At 60.5% G+C, this 16,345-nt stretch carries 6 protein-coding genes; all 6 read right to left on the bottom strand.

Going from position 1 to position 16,345, the window contains the following annotated elements:
• Positions 1-332 precede the first annotated feature (332 nt).
• Positions 333-3,011 carry a hypothetical protein gene (locus ACF3ND_RS08560; protein WP_394065651.1) on the bottom strand — a complete coding sequence of 893 codons (2,679 nt, stop codon included), beginning with the start codon at positions 3,009-3,011 and terminating at the stop codon, positions 333-335.
• 256 nt (positions 3,012-3,267) lie between these two features.
• Positions 3,268-5,880: a hypothetical protein gene (locus tag ACF3ND_RS08555; protein WP_394065650.1), complete on the bottom strand. Its 2,613-nt coding sequence runs from the start codon at positions 5,878-5,880 to the stop codon at positions 3,268-3,270.
• A 272-nt stretch (positions 5,881-6,152) separates the two neighbouring features.
• Positions 6,153-8,765, bottom strand: coding sequence for a hypothetical protein (locus ACF3ND_RS08550; protein WP_394065649.1), 2,613 nt, complete (start codon positions 8,763-8,765; stop codon positions 6,153-6,155).
• A 271-nt stretch (positions 8,766-9,036) separates the two neighbouring features.
• Positions 9,037-11,622: a hypothetical protein gene (locus tag ACF3ND_RS08545; protein ID WP_394065648.1), complete on the bottom strand. Its 2,586-nt coding sequence runs from the start codon at positions 11,620-11,622 to the stop codon at positions 9,037-9,039.
• A 231-nt stretch (positions 11,623-11,853) separates the two neighbouring features.
• Positions 11,854-14,340 (bottom strand): hypothetical protein, encoded by a 2,487-nt coding sequence (locus tag ACF3ND_RS08540; protein ID WP_394065647.1) that lies wholly within the window; start codon positions 14,338-14,340, stop codon positions 11,854-11,856.
• A gap of 202 nt (positions 14,341-14,542) precedes the next feature.
• Positions 14,543-16,237, bottom strand: a complete 1,695-nt coding sequence (locus tag ACF3ND_RS08535) for a hypothetical protein (RefSeq protein WP_394065646.1) — start codon at positions 16,235-16,237, stop codon at positions 14,543-14,545.
• Positions 16,238-16,345 lie beyond the last annotated feature (108 nt).

Here is a 16,345-nt window from a genome sequence, read left to right as displayed (position 1 = left end):
CTTGAAAAAGCGCGATGCGCGCCTGGGCCGGATCGACCTGCAACAGTCCCAGGCGTCGCGACATGACCAGGTCCCCGCGGCCGCATTCCGACCTAGCGGGGAGCCGGATCTCTACCCGAAAAAGATGAACGGCCTGCGTCCACCGAAGCAGCTCGTTTTCTGTTTGTTCGCCATCATGTTCAAGCGTCAGTAACGAAGCGACCTTCATCGTTCCTTTGCCCGCCGAGCTGCGCACCTGTGCGCCCGAGCCATGCAAAAACCCCCGCCGCCTGGAACCAGGTCCAGACGGCGGGGGCCAGTTCACGCCCGTAGCAGATAAGAGTCAACGTCCCTTATTCATGAATGCTCTCGAGCTCGAAATGGTGCCGGAACTGCGGCAGGCCCACCACCTTGATCTGTCCGCCATCCGGGGAGACGTTCACGGTGAAGCGGGCCTGAGCCCAACTGGCCGCATCCGGGTTCAGGGTCACGAATACCAGCGTGCCGTCCGGCCTTACGCCCCGGGCTTTGCGGATGCTGGAGAAGGTGACCGTGGCCTCCATATCCAGGCTGTCGTCCGCGTTCTGCTTCACATCAAAGTCCAGCTCCGCTTTGCCATCGGGATGAATGGCCAGGCCATCGGCCAGTGTGAACGGGGCATGCACGCCCATCCCCCACAGGCCCTTTATCACGGCGCCGGCCATGTACTTGTAATTCATGAGACCGGTCAGCGATTCGATGTGCACGCCGGCCAGCCGGTCGAGCGCCTGCAGGGCCGCTCCCATGGCCTGCAGGCGAGCATCGGGCGACGCCGGATCCGGCCACATGAAGCGCACCGCCCGGCCGTCCGCCGCGCCGCCCCGCACGGACAAGGAAATGGCGCCGTGCTCGATGCCATCCTCATGGAACCACCGGCTCACAACAAACTCCCGTGGCTGGCCATTGATCGGCAAGACGATCTTCCGGTTGGAACCAGCGCTGGCCAGGACGCCCCGCTCCAGCTCAGGCGCCAGGGTTGCCCGCGCCGCATCCGTCACGACCACGGCTGCCCGGTCGGCAGCCGGGTCGTAGGCCACCCCGTATTGCCCTTGCAAGGCCGAGTAAAAACTGCCGGACAGGACTTCAAAATCCGAGAGTGTGCCTAACAGAGCCAGCATCTGCTCGCACAGCTCGATGGTGGCTTCCGAGTCATCCCGCTCTATCATCTCCGGCAGCAGGCCATACAGAGTCTCGACCATGACGCTCAGCAGCCGGTACGTTGCATCAAGCTGCAAGCCGATCTCCATACCGCCGTCTTTGTACGCCTTCTGGGCGAGGGCGGGCTTCGTGCTGGATACGATCTTGCCGAATGCCACTTCCAGGCTCTTGAGCAGGCTCATGTGCCGCATCACATTGCGCACCACAACGGTCTGGCGGGTGCGGGAGAGTTGATCCACCGCCTGTGCGCAGGTCTCTCGAGCCAGGGCCAGGCAATCGCTCTCTTTCAGGCCGCTGGCGAACTGCCCCAGCTCCACCAGGTGCAGAAGGCGCTGCAGCTCCAGGCCCGACAGATCCCGCAGTTGCCGCAAAAGCGCGGGCATGTGGACCTTTTCCCCGGCCAGCGTGCGCAACACGTCCATCATGCCTTGGACGGCCCGCCGGCCATGCCCTTCCACCCGCTGCCGGGCAATTTCATCAGCCGCCGCCAGGTCCAGCTCCAGGCCCAGGGGATGCAAGCGCAAGGCCTGGCGAAGATGACCGAGGCTGGCATCATCCAGACGCTGCAAGGAGTGTTCATTGAGCGGCCCGGCAGGATTAGTCTTCGCATCGCGCAGCAGATTCAGGCCGGTCTTGATCAGGCTGCGCACGTCCTCAATGAATTCATTCGTCAACCCGCCAGCAATTTCTTCAGTCTTGTTCACTAGGAGGTCCAGATCGCTTAAGACCTTGGAGCCCGCGCGCCGGTCCTGCGCCGCCTCGGCCTGCATCAGCTTTTTGCCGACTTGACGCAATGCAGGTTGAGCTTGTACGAAAGCTTCTTTTTCTGCCCACATCCCCAAGCACCCCGCCATGCTACTGGAATTATTGTAAGCCAGTAATTCCCCTATTTCGCTGCTCGATGGCAACGGCCGCCCGAACATCATCATGTGAATCTTAAGCAATTTGGCATACCACAATCCAGACAACATGCTTTGGGCCGTACTCTCAGGCAAAGCCCGAAAATAGGCGCTCAACACGTCTTCACGCGGCATGCGCTTCCCTTCCTCGTTCAGGCCCAACTCGTACAGGCCCGTGTACAAGATGTTCAACAATTCCGCGATCTTGACCTGATTATCTTCCAACTGCTCGATAGAGGACAGGGATATTAGCGTGCAAAGCTCCTCCAGAGGCTCCTGGATGAAGACGTTGACAAAACGCTCATCCAGGGCTTTGCGAATTTGCTTGAGCACGCCGGCGGCCTGGTCGCTTATGTCAGGCGAAACCTGTTTCAATACCGCTGCGAGCGCCGCTTCTCGACCCAATACCTTGGTACGCAGCGCCAAAAGACTTGCACGCTGCAATTCATCCAGGCTGCTGCTCAGCGACTTCCATCCTTCGGGCAGACTGATCAAATCGCCTTGCGACAGCTCGCTGAGACGCGCCAGTTCCTTGACTGCCTTGCGCGACCCCTGGGGGGCCTCCGCCAGCGCCGCCAGACTGCCCACCAGCGCGCGCACGAGCAGACTGGTGGAGTGTGCTTGAGTCACCGCATCAGGACGCGAGCGCAGCTCTGGAAATATACGGCTGACGAAAAATTTCAGCCCGTTCAGCAGGCTACCCATGCACGGCCATGCGCCAGCGTCGCTGTCCGGCCGCGTGGCGCTAGCGTTGCCGTCCGGCCGCGTGGCGCCAGCGTCGCTGTCCGGCCGCGTGACGCTAACGTTGCCGCCACGCGGCTCGACGCCCGGCTCAGCGCTGAATCGCAATCCGCCAGCCATCCCTGCTGAAATGGGCTTCAGACCGTGCCGCTGCAGATTCTGAACGCTCGCCTGGCCAAGGGGTCGAATAATCATGAAGGTCTTCCTCGAAAAAACCAGGGCTCTATGCCAGAGCCCGGATCTGGAGCGCTGATGGCTTGCGCCAAAGCGTCATCCACATTGCCAAAGTGGCGCAACCACCGCCATGTCCAACCTTCAGTAACCAGCGGATACGGTCCGTTCCGTGTTCAACAGAACCAGGCCGAGCCATGCAAAAACCCCCCGCCGCCTGCACCCATGGCCAGACGTCGGGGGCCTATTCAAAGCCGTCACGAATAAAGGTCAAGGGACCTTATTGCTGAATGCTCTCGAGCTCGAAATGGTGCCGGAACTGCGGCAGGCCCACCACCTTGATCTGCCCGCCATCCGGAGACACGTTCACGGTGAACCGGGCCTGAGCCCAACTGGCGGCATCCGGGTTCAGGGTCACGAATACCAGCGTGCCGTCCGGCCTTACGCCCCGGGCTTTGCGGATGTTGGAGAAGGTGACCGTAGTCTCCACGTCCAGGCTGTCGTCCGCGTTCTGCTTCACATCAAAGTCCAGCTCCGCTTTGCCATCGGGATGAATGGCCAGGCCATCGGCCAGTTTGAACGGGGCATGTGCGCCCATCCCCCACAGGCCCTTTATCACGGCGCCGGCCATGTACTTGTAATTCATGAGACCGGTCAGCGATTCGATGTGCACGCCGGCCAGTTGGTCGAGCGCCTGCAGGGCCGCTCCCATGGCCTGCAGGCGAGCATCGGGCGACGCCGGATCCGGCCACATGAAGCGCACCGCCCGACCGTCCGCCGCGCCGCCCCGCACGGACAAGGAAATGGCATCGTGCTCGATGCCATCCTCATGGAACCAACGGCTCACGACAAACTCCCTTGGCTGACCATCTACAACCAAGGCGACCCGCTGGGCGGTGTCGGCGCTGGCCAGGACGCCCCGCTCCAGCTCAGGCGCCAGGGCTGCCCGCGCCGCGTCCGTCACGACCACGGTCGCCCGATCGGCAGCCGGGTCGTAGGCCACTCCGTACTGATCCTGCAAGGCCGAGTAAAAACTGCCGGGCAGGACTTCAAAATCCGAGAGCGTGCCCAACAGACCCAATGTCTGCTCACACAATTCGATGGCTGATTCAGAATTATCCCGCTTCATCATCTCCGGCAGCAGGCCATACAGGGTCTCGACCATGACGCTCAGCAGCCGGTACGTTGCATCAAGCTGCAAGCCGATCTCCATACCGCCGTCTTGGTACGCCTTCTGGGCGAGGGCGGGCTTCGTGCTGGATACGATCTTGCCGAATGCCGCTTCCAGACTCTTGAGCAGGCTCATGTGCCGCATCACATTGCGCACCACAACGGTCTGGCGGGTGCGGGAGAGTTGATCCACCGCCTGTGCGCAGGTCTCTTGAGCCAGGGTTAGGCAGTCGTTCTCCGTCAGGCCGCTGGCGAACTGCCCCAGCTCCACCAGGTGCAGAAGTCGCCGCAGCTCCAGGCCCGACAGATCCCGCAGTTGCCGCAAAAGCGCGGGCATGTGAACCTTTTCCCCGGCCAGCGTGCGCAACACGTCCATCATGCCTTGGACGGCCCGCCGGCCATGCCCTTCCATCCGCTGCCGCGTAATTTCATCAGCCGCCGCCAGATCCAGCTCCAGGCCCAAGGGGTGCAAGCGCAAGGCCTGGCGAAGATGACCGAGGCTGGCGTCATCCAGACGCTGCAAGGAATGTTCATTGAGCGGCCCGGCAGGATTAGTCTTCGCATCGCGCAGCAGATTCAGGCCGATCTTGGTCAGGCTGCGCACGTCCTCAATGAATTCATTCGTCAACCCGCCAGCAATTTCTTTAGTCTTGTTCACCAGGAGGTCCAGATCGCTTAAGACCTTGGAGCCGGCGCGCCGGTCCTGCGCCGCCTCGGCCTGCATCAGCTTTTTGCCTACTTGCCGCAATGCAGGTTGGGCTTGTACGAAAGCTTCTTTTCTTGCCCATGGCCGCAAGGTACATAGCAGGCCCTGGGATTTTCCGCAAATCAATGCTTCGTCGGGCGTTGACGTGTCCCATCGTGACAGCATGAAATGAATGTCCATCAATTTAGTTTTACGCAACCCGAACAGCATCCTCTGCGCCGTGCTCTCAGGCAAAGTTTGAAAATGAGCGTGCAACACGTCTTGAAACTCCAAGCGCCTCCCTCCCTCGTTTACACACAATTCGCACAGGCCCGTGTACAAGGTACTCAACAGTTCCGCAATCTTCGAACGTTCATCCTCCACCTGCGCATTAGAGGACAGGGACAGGGACAAGTCAGAAGACAGAGACAATAGTGTGCAGAGCTCCTCCAGAGGCTCCCGGAGGAAAACGTTGACAAAGCGCTCATCCAGGGCCTTGCGAATTTGCGTGAGCACGCCGGCGGCCTGGTCGCTTATGTCAGGCGAAACCTGTTTCAATACCGCTGCGAGCGCCTCTTCTCGACCCAATACCTTGGTACGCAGCGCAAGAAGACTTGCACGCTGCAATTCATCCATGCTGCTGCTCAGCGACTTCCATCCTTCGGGCAGACCGATCAAATCGCCTTGCGACAGCTCGCTGAGCCGCGCCAGTTCCTTGACTGCCTTGAACGGTTCCTCGGGGGCCTGCGCCAGCGCCGCCAGACTGCCCACCAGCGCGCGCACGAGCCGCTTGACGGTGGGGGCTTGAGCCGGGGCGGCCTGCTGCGTTCGTGCAGGTGGAAGCGCATAGCTGACGAGAAGCTTCAGGCCGTTCAGCAGGCCGCCCCGGCGCGACGCCGCCCCCGCATGGCCGCCGCGCGGCTCGGCGCCCGACTCCATATTGAAAGTCAGATTATTGGCGCCGTGCGCAGGCCCAGGTTGCGGGCCTGGCGGCTGCAGACTCTGAGCATTCGACTGGCCAAGGGGGGCAGTGTTCATGAAGGTTTTCCTTGAAAATGACAGAACCATACGCCAGCCAACGCCCCATGCCGAAGCCCGGATCAGAGCCGCCGAGGGCTTGCGCCAAAGCGTCATCCACATTGCCAACGTGGCGCATCCGCCGCCATGGCCAACCTTCAGTAACCGGCGGATACGGTCCGTTCCTCGCCCCGCAGGACCAGGCCGAGCCATGCAAAAACCCCCGCCGCCTGCACCCATGGCCAGACGTCGGGGGCCTATTCAAAGCCGTCACGAATAAAGGTCAAGGGACCTTATTGCTGAATGCTCTCGAGCTCGAAATGGTGCCGGAACTGCGGCAGGCCCACCACCTTGATCTGCCCGCCATCCGGAGACACGTTCACGGTGAACCGGACCTGCGCCCAACTGGCGGCCTCCGGGTTCAGGGTCACGAATACCAGCGTGCCGTCCGGCCTTACGCCCCGGGCTTTGCGGATGTTGGAGAAGGTGACCGTAGTCTCCACGTCCAGGCTGTCGTCCGCGTTCTGCTTCACATCAAAGTCCAGCTCCGCTTTGCCATCGGGATGAATGGCCAGGCCATCGGCCAGTTTGAACGGGGCATGCACGCCCATCCCCCACAGGCCCTTTATCACGGCGCCGGCCATGTACTTGTAATTCATGAGACCGGTCAGCGATTCGATGTGCACGCCGGCCAGTTGGTCGAGCGCCTGCAGGGCCGCTCCCATGGCCTGCAGGCGAGCATCGGGCGACGCCGGATCCGGCCACATGAAGCGCACCGCCCGACCGTCCGCCGCGCCGCCCCGCACGGACAAGGAAATGGCATCGTGCTCGATGCCATCCTCATGGAACCAACGGCTCACGACAAACTCCCTTGGCTGACCATCTACAACCAAGGCGACCCGCTGGGCGGTGTCGGCGCTGGCCAGGACGCCCCGCTCCAGCTCAGGCGCCAGGGCTGCCCGCGCCGCGTCCGTCACGACCACGGTCGCCCGATCGGCAGCCGGGTCGTAGGCCACTCCGTACTGATCCTGCAAGGCCGAGTAAAAACTGCCGGGCAGGACTTCAAAATCCGAGAGCGTGCCCAACAGACCCAATGTCTGCTCACACAATTCGATGGCTGATTCAGAATTATCCCGCTTCATCATCTCCGGCAGCAGGCCATACAGGGTCTCGACCATGACGCTCAGCAGCCGGTACGTTGCATCAAGCTGCAAGCCGATCTCCATACCGCCGTCTTGGTACGCCTTCTGGGCGAGGGCGGGCTTCGTGCTGGATACGATCTTGCCGAATGCCGCTTCCAGACTCTTGAGCAGGCTCATGTGCCGCATCACATTGCGCACCACAACGGTCTGGCGGGTGCGGGAGAGTTGATCCACCGCCTGTGCGCAGGTCTCTTGAGCCAGGGTTAGGCAGTCGTTCTCCGTCAGGCCGCTGGCGAACTGCCCCAGCTCCACCAGGTGCAGAAGTCGCCGCAGCTCCAGGCCCGACAGATCCCGCAGTTGCCGCAAAAGCGCGGGCATGTGAACCTTTTCCCCGGCCAGCGTGCGCAACACGTCCATCATGCCTTGGACGGCCCGCCGGCCATGCCCTTCCATCCGCTGCCGCGTAATTTCATCAGCCGCCGCCAGATCCAGCTCCAGGCCCAAGGGGTGCAAGCGCAAGGCCTGGCGAAGATGACCGAGGCTGGCGTCATCCAGACGCTGCAAGGAATGTTCATTGAGCGGCCCGGCAGGATTAGTCTTCGCATCGCGCAGCAGATTCAGGCCGATCTTGGTCAGGCTGCGCACGTCCTCAATGAATTCATTCGTCAACCCGCCAGCAATTTCTTTAGTCTTGTTCACCAGGAGGTCCAGATCGCTTAAGACCTTGGAGCCGGCGCGCCGGTCCTGCGCCGCCTCGGCCTGCATCAGCTTTTTGCCTACTTGCCGCAATGCAGGTTGGGCTTGTACGAAAGCTTCTTTTCTTGCCCATGGCCGCAAGGTACATAGCAGGCCCTGGGATTTTCCGCAAATCAATGCTTCGTCGGGCGTTGACGTGTCCCATCGTGACAGCATGAAATGAATGTCCATCAATTTAGTTTTACGCAACCCGAACAGCATCCTCTGCGCCGTGCTCTCAGGCAAAGTTTGAAAATGAGCGTGCAACACGTCTTGAAACTCCAAGCGCCTCCCTCCCTCGTTTACACACAATTCGCACAGGCCCGTGTACAAGGTACTCAACAGTTCCGCAATCTTCGAACGTTCATCCTCCACCTGCGCATTAGAGGACAGGGACAGGGACAAGTCAGAAGACAGAGACAATAGTGTGCAGAGCTCCTCCAGAGGCTCCCGGAGGAAAACGTTGACAAAGCGCTCATCCAGGGCCTTGCGAATTTGCGTGAGCACGCCGGCGGCCTGGTCGCTTATGTCAGGCGAAACCTGTTTCAATACCGCTGCGAGCGCCTCTTCTCGACCCAATACCTTGGTACGCAGCGCAAGAAGACTTGCACGCTGCAATTCATCCATGCTGCTGCTCAGCGACTTCCATCCTTCGGGCAGACCGATCAAATCGCCTTGCGACAGCTCGCTGAGCCGCGCCAGTTCCTTGACTGCCTTGAACGGTTCCTCGGGGGCCTGCGCCAGCGCCGCCAGACTGCCCACCAGCGCGCGCACGAGCCGCTTGACGGTGGGGGCTTGAGCCGGGGCGGCCTGCTGCGTTCGTGCAGGTGGAAGCGCATAGCTGACGAGAAGCTTCAGGCCGTTCAGCAGGCCGCCCCGGCGCGACGCCGCCCCCGCATGGCCGCCGCGCGGCTCGGCGCCCGACTCCATATTGAAAGTCAGATTATTGGCGCCGTGCGCAGGCCCAGGTTGCGGGCCTGGCGGCTGCAGACTCTGAGCATTCGTCCGGCCAAGGGGGGGAGTGTTCATGAAGGTTTTCCTTGAAAATGACAGAACCATACGCCAGCCAAAGCCTCATGCCGAAGCCCGGATCAGAGCCGCCGAGGGCTTGCGCCAAAGCGTCATCCATACCTGCCAAAGAACGCATCATCGCCGCGTCAGAAAGTCAGTAACCGATGAATACGTGTCGTTCCTCGCCCCGCAGGACCAGGCCGAGCCATGCAAAAACCCCCGCCGCCTGCACCCATGGCCAGACGTCGGGGGCCTATTCAAAGCCGTCACGAATAAAGGTCAAGGGACCTTATTGCTGAATGCTCTCGAGCTCGAAATGGTGCCGGAACTGCGGCAGGCCCACCACCTTGATCTGCCCGCCATCCGGAGACACGTTCACGGTGAACCGGACCTGAGCCCAACTGGCGGCCTCCGGGTTCAGGGTCACGAATGCATCTCTGCCGCCGGACCCTATTCCCGGAGCCTTGCGGATATTGGAAAAGGTGACCGTGGTCTCCATATCCAGGCTGTCGTCCGCGTTCTGCTTCACATCAAAGTCCAGCTCCGCTTCGCCATCGGGATGAATGGCCAGGCCATCGGCCAGTTTGAACGGGGCATGTGCGCCCATCCCCCACAGGCCCTTTATCACGGCGCCGGCCATATATTTGTAATTCATGAGACCGGTCAGCGATTCGATGTGCACGCCGGCCAGCCGGTCGAGCGCCTGCAGGGCCGCTCCCATGGCCTGCAGGCGAGCATTCGGCGACGCCGGATCCGGCCACATGAAGCGCACCGCCCGGCCGTCCGCCGCGCCGCCCCGCACGGACAAGGTAATCGCGCCGTGCTCGATGCCATCCTCATAGAACCACCGGCTCACGACAAACTCCCTTGGCTGACCATCTATAACCAAGGCGACCCGCTGGGCGAGGTCGGCGCTGGCCAGGACGCCCCGCTCCAGCTCAGGCGCCAGGGTTGCCCGCGCCGCGTCCGTCACGACCACGGCCGCCCGATCGGCAGCCGGGTCGTAGACCACTCCGTACTGACCTTGCAAGGCGGAGTAAAAACTGTCGGGCAGGACTTCAAAATCCGAGAGCGTGCCCAACAGAGCCAGCATCTGCTCGCACAGCTCGATGGTGGCTTCCGAGTCATCCCGCTCCATCATCTCCGGCAGCAAGCCATACAGGGTCTCGACCATGACATTCAACAGCCGGTACGTTGCATCAAGCTGCAAGCCGATCTCCATACCGCCGCCTTTGTACGCCTTCTGGGCGAGGGCGGGCTTCGTGCTGAATACGATCTTGCCGAATTCCACTTCCAGGCTCTTGAGCAGGCTCATGTGCCGCATCACATTGCGCACCACAACGGTCTGACGGGTGCGGGAGAGTTGATCCACCGCCTGTGCGCAGGTCTCTTGAGCCAGGGCCAGGCAATCGTTCTCCGTCAGGCCGCTGGCGAACTGCCCCAGCTCCACCAGGTGCAGAAGACGCCGCAGCTCCAGACCCGACAGATCCCGCAGTTGCCGCAAAAGCGCGGGCATGTGAACCTTTTCCCCGGCCAGCGTGCGCAACACGTCCATCATGCCTTGGACGGCCCGCCGGCCATGCCCTTCCACTCGCTCCAGGCCCACCGCATCGGCCTGCGCGGACTCCAGATCCAGACCGTAGGGACGCAAACGCAAAGTCTGACGCACATGACCAAGGCAGGCATCATCCAGGCGCTGCAAGGAGTGTTCATTGAGCGGCCCGGCAGGATTGTTCTTCGCATCGCGCAGCAGATTCAGGCCGGTCTTGATCAGGCCGCGCACATCCTCAGCCATTTCCTTGGATATCAAGCTGGAAATTTCTCGAACCTCAAGCACCAAGGCGTCCAGATCGCACAAGGCTCTGGCGCCGGCGCGGCGGTCCTGCGCCACCTGCGCCTGCGCCAAATTTCTGCCCACTTGCCGCAACGCAGGCTCGGCCTGGGCGTAAGCTTCGTTCTTCACCCACAGCCTCAGGTACGCGATCATTGATCGGGACTGGTTGTAGATTAATGCTTCACTGTTCAATCGCTCCTGCGAGCTCAGCAGCATCAAACGTGCGCTATACAGTTGTCCGTCTCGTAAAGCAAACAGCATCTTCTGCGCCATGCTTTCAGGCAACGTCCGGAAATAGGCGCTCAGCACCTCGTTGAGCGGCGCATCCTTTCCGTTCTCGATCCGACTCAACACGGTCAGGCCCGTATACAAGGTGCTCAATAGCTCCTCGAACCAGAACTGCTTGTCTTTCAATTGCGCGGTACAGGCCAGCAGCCTGCCAATCTCTTCCAAAGGCTCCTGAATGAAAGCGCTGACAAAGCGCTCATTCAGAACCTGACGAATCTGTTTCAGCACGTCGGTCGCTTGGCTGCTTAGGTCAGGCGGCGCCTGGCTCAATACCGCCTCGAAAACCTCCGCTCGACTGAATACTCCGGTGCGCAAGGCGATGATATCCGCATAGGTCAACTCGTTCATGCAGGCTGCCAGGGATTCCCGCCCCCCGGAAAGAGTGGACAGATCACCTTGCGACAATCCGCTCAGTCGCGCCAGCTCCGCAGCCACTCCGGACTGGGCCTGAACATCATCCGTCGAAGCCGCCAGCTTGCTTAACAAGCTGCGTATGAGCAGGCTGATGGTCGAGTTTTGCTCAACTGTTTCATACCACGATCGTGCGGTCGGAAACGCACTGTTGACGAGAAATTTCAGGCCGCTATGCCGCTCGTCGCCGCGTTGGCGCGCCGCGCTGGCGTTCCCGCCACGCGGCGCGGCGCCCCGCTCTGCGTTGAAGCCCAGACCGCCGGCCAGCCTGGCAGGATCGGGCCGCAGGTCTTGCCGCTGCAGACTCTGAGCGCCCTTCTGGCCAGGGGGTCGAATACTCATGAAGGTCTTCCTCGAAAAGGCCAGGGCCCTATGCCAACGCCCCGGCCAGGGCCGCGGATGGCCCGTACCGCGACAAGATATCCATATTGCCGGATTCGAAACGTCAGTAACTTATGACTACCAGCCGTTCCTCGACCGGAACGATCGCGCCAGTCCATGCCGCCAAAGCCCGGGATGTCAGGCAGTCTTCGGGGGCGGCCCACGCCTGGAACAGGCCGGTGTCAGAGGCCTTTATTCATGGTGCACCCGCTCAACCTCGAAATGGTAACGGAACTGGGGCAGATCGACGAGCTTGATCCAGTCGACCTTAGGGGAAACGTTCAAGGCGAACTGGACCTGAGCCCAGCTCGTGGCGTTCGGACTCATGATTACGGAAGCGACCGTGCCGTCTCGCCCCAAGCCCGGAGCCTTGCTGATATTGGAAAAGGTCACAGTGGTCGCCACCTCAAGGTCGCCCTTCTCGTTTTGCTTCACATTGAAGTCCAGGTGCGCTTCCCCTTCTGGATACACAACCATGCCGTCGGCCAGTTTGAAAGGCGCATCCAACTCCATTTCCCAAAGACCTCTTACCACGGCGCCGGCCATATGCTTGTAATTCATGAGGTGAGTCAGCGATTCCACATCGGCGCCGGCCAGCCGGCCGAGGGCATCCAATGCTTCCCGCATGGCTTCAAACCTATCGTCAGGCGTTACTGGATCAGACCACGCGAAACGTACAGGCTGACCATCCGCCGCGGCCCCTCGGATCGACAAAGAGATCCTGGGGCGCTCGATACCATCTTCGTAGAATTGTCTGCTCACGAAAAGCTCATCCTCGGTATCCTCCCGAGGCAGCATGATCGTCTCCACGCCGGGCTCTCCCACAAGCGCAAGCTTTTCCAGCCAGGGCGCCAGCACGGTACGCAGCGCATCCGTCTGAAGCACGGTGACTACGACGTTTTTCGGATCGTAGGCCACCCCGTACTGCTGCTGCAGGGCCGGATGAAAGGCGTCAGGCAGGACGTCGACGCCTGACGGGGTCGATCTATAGGACAGGTCCACGCCTGTCAGACTCTCCATCCGCTTGTACATCGCGCTGGTCATGCCGTTCAGAAGATGATGCGTCGTGCTCACTTGCCTGCTGATCTCCATGCCAGCTTTTTCATAATCCTTTTGAAAGAAAATGACATGCCCGACTCCCGTCGCGATGGCGCCGAATGCCGTCTCCAGATCCTTCAGCAGGTCCATATGGCGCATGGCGCCATGCACCATATCGATGCGGCCGTCGCGAAGCAATTGATTGATTATCTTCTTCCACGCCTTCTGACTCATGACCCGCCGGTCATCCGTACCCAGCCCTCCGGACGCGAACTGGCCCAGATCCGCTAGCTGCTGGACGTATTGGAGCTCCCTGCCGGACAGGTCCCGCAATTGCCGGATGAGCACGGACATCTCGACCCGATCCCTGGAGAGGGTGCGAAACACATCCATCATGGCCTTGCCAACCTCTGCGCCCAGCACCTGGACTCGCCGCAGACTGACAGCATCGAGGCCCCGACCGTCCAGCTCCAGGCCGAAGGACTCCAGCCCCTCGGCGGCGTGACGCAGATACTCCAGGGCAATGTCATCCAGCTTTTCCAAGGAAGCCTCATTCAGCGGCCCGTATGGCTTGTCCTGGAAGTCCCGGAGCTGATTCAGGCCGCTCGTGACCAGCCTGCTCACTTCCTCGGCCACTTCCTCGGGCAGGGGCCCATAAGACTGCCGGCCTTCGTCCACCAAGGCGCTCAACTCAAGCAAAACTTTAGACGCGGCACGCCTGTCCTGCGCGTCCAGCGCCTGAGCCAGCTTCTGCTCCACTTGCCGCAGCTCTGGCATGACCCGCGCACAGAATGCTCGCCTCGCCGATGCGCGGACGCAACGCAGCGCCTCGCGCGCCTGCTGCCGCTTTGCATCTTCCATCGACAATAAAGCCTGTTCGACGCCCTCCCGTTTTTCGGGACGCAAGGCGAACCATAGCGCCTGCACCCGATCCTGGGGCATGAAATTCAAATAGAGGTGCAGCAAACGCACGTCGATGGGCAGGCTGCTCAACTGCATATGCAGCCGCTCTCCATCAATAGGCGAGGCGGACAATAACATGGCCAGCCGCTGTACCGGCTCCAACAAAGTGTCGCTGACCAATCGCAGACGCAGAACCTGCGCCAGTTGCTCCAGTACGTCCGCCGCCTGACTGCGAAAAGCGGGCAGAATCCGCATCAGAACCCTCTTGCCGGCATCAGGCTGACACAACACGCCCTTGGACAGAGCAGAAAGGTCTGCAGCCTCCAGCTTGCTCATGTAGGTGAGCACAAACTCCCGCCCTCCCTGGAGATTGGCCAGATCGCCATTCGAACGCTTGCCGAGCCGCGCCAGCCCCCAGGCAATCCTGTACTGAGCGTCGTCATCGTCCTGCGGAGCGCTCAGGCTCCGCAGCACGCTGCCGATCAGCCTGCCACAAGCTGGCTTCTCCTCCAGAGCCTGGTGCTCAGCCGGAGCACCTTGATGCGCGCAGCTAGAGAAAGTTGGCAATTCGGTCGCCGCACCGTTCAAGCTTGACCAGGAACCGGGACGGCCTGCACGCGCCGCTGGGCACTGCCTTTCTTTGAACCGCAGCTTGCCGACATCTCCTGAAGAGCAGTCATCCAGGTTCTGCCGCGGCAAACGTATATCGTTTGCCTGGCCATGATTTTGTATCAGCATGATGGTTGTCCTTGAAACGATCAGACTCGGATACTGAAACCCATGAGTGGCGCAATCGCCGCCACGGCAAAGCCTCAGCAGGCCTTGGATACCGGCTGACCTGATCGCCTGCCGCACAGACTCCCGCATGACGGCTTCAAACAATTGGATCCTGGACGTTCGACAAAGCTCTGTCCGGCTTCCATACGATCTGGCGGATAAACTAGGCCGCCTGACTGTGAACTAGGGACTGGTGGATATAATTCAACATTTTCTGAGCGCGCTCCTTCTGCGGCGCGCCAAATGTGGTCAGCGCGTTCGAGCATCTGACCAATTCATTCCTGTCCGCCAGGGGTAGAAGACTCTTCAACTCAGACTCAGGCAGGGACTGGAAATGATCGGACAGCAACACTACGATCGGCGCATATTCACCTACCTCATTGACTGCAGGGACACTGAGGTCCAAGCCTGCGGCCAACCGCGACAACACCTTCAACAGCTCGTCTCCATCCACCGAGTCAGCGTCCAACTGGCGCGCGAGCCCCTCAAGAGGCCTTTCCACGTTTACGCGAAAGCCCCAATCCAGAGCCCGCGCAATCTGACTCAGCAGCCGGGAAGCCTGGTTGGGCAATTTGCCGGGCGGGAGCTGTTCCAGTATCAGTTCGCGACCAAATTCAAAACCTAGGATTCCTTTACTCATGGCATCGCTGAGGATGAGGAATCCGAGACCACTCAATTCATGATTCGTAGGATCAAACAGAAGGCTCAACGCTTTTTCCGGCAACCGAGTCAAATGTCCTTCCGACAAGTCGATCAGCAACCTCAGCTCTTCAGCGATGCGGCCCAATGCCCCGGTATCGTTTACTGGCGCCGACAGGCTGCGCAGAAAATTTCCCATCAGCCGTTCACTATCGCTGATCAAGGCTTTGCGCTGCGCCTGTGCTTGTTGGTTGCGTTCCAGGGCTCCACGAACAAGATGCAGGACGTCATAAACAGGCCCCCTGTCGTGACCAGCGACGATCAGCGCCCTCTGGCACACGCCCGCCCCTTCCTTGCTTCGCACAAACTGCAGATTATCCTGTAGATTCTCAGGCAAGGACTGGATGCAGCGATCCAGCATGTCGATCACCGGTGAACCTGACAAACGGGATAGATGCTTCGCCAAATCGTCCCCACGTTTGAAGACAAGATTTACTTCGCCCACCAGTTTGGCAATCTGCTTCAAAGGCTCTCGCCCGATTTGAATCAAACGTTTATCCAGAGCCTTGGCAATTTGATCCAGCACCCGGGACGCATTGTCGTAATCCTGCCCCGCAACCTGGCCCAGCATGAAGACGGAACAATCGGGGCTGTCCAGTAGAACTTGGCGCAGAGCCATGAGATCGGCATCGCTCGATCTGCGCAAATAGGCCTTCAGAGCCTCTCGCCCCCCTTTCAGATTTTCAAGATCCCCTTCCGACCGCTCGCCCAACATGGCCAGCGCCCTGGAATCGGGGAAACGACTCCTGCCGTCGTTCTTAAGCGCCTTCAGGCAGTCCAGCACATCGTCGACGCAACGTTTGTTCTTGCGAAGCGCTAGAACATCCTCGTAGCTTGCCCGCGCTTTCGGAGGCATGAGCCCCAGGGAATACGCCAGATCAGCGCCCAGCCTGACCAGAGCGCAATGTATATCCGCCAGTATCGCCCTGAAGCGGCTGGCACGTACAGAACCGCCCTTCTCCGCTTTGAATGACCACTTATTGGCGGTTTCGATAACGTGGGACGCCCAATCCTTCCGCTCCAGCTTAGCTTGACCAACAGCCGGATTCACATTGCCTATGGATGGACGAGTCATAACAGCTTCCTTAGAAAAAACAAAACCAGCGATCGCAACAAGATCGGACGAACTGACTATTCCCATGCGCAGTCCGATAGCCACATCTTGACCTTAAGTAACAGACGATCGCTCAATGTTCCGATTATTTTCTCGAGTTCAGCGCTTCGCCAGTTCGACCGCCCTGCCTTTGATGCTTGCGGCCATCCTCCG

It is taken from the genome of Alcaligenes sp. WGS1538, from assembly GCF_043187505.1.
Classification (GTDB): Bacteria; Pseudomonadota; Gammaproteobacteria; order Burkholderiales; family Burkholderiaceae_B; genus Alcaligenes.
The sequence above is the reverse complement of the archived record's forward strand: the minus strand, read 5'-3'. Positions and strand labels throughout refer to the sequence as shown.

Coding starts and splice junctions, on each gene's coding strand:
- ACF3ND_RS08560 (WP_394065651.1), bottom strand. CDS start 3,011: ATGATTATTCGACCCCTTGGCCAGGCGAGCGTTCAGAATCTGCAGCGG.
- ACF3ND_RS08555 (WP_394065650.1), bottom strand. CDS start 5,880: ATGAACACTGCCCCCCTTGGCCAGTCGAATGCTCAGAGTCTGCAGCCG.
- ACF3ND_RS08550 (WP_394065649.1), bottom strand. CDS start 8,765: ATGAACACTCCCCCCCTTGGCCGGACGAATGCTCAGAGTCTGCAGCCG.
- ACF3ND_RS08545 (WP_394065648.1), bottom strand. CDS start 11,622: ATGAGTATTCGACCCCCTGGCCAGAAGGGCGCTCAGAGTCTGCAGCGG.
- ACF3ND_RS08540 (WP_394065647.1), bottom strand. CDS start 14,340: ATGCTGATACAAAATCATGGCCAGGCAAACGATATACGTTTGCCGCGG.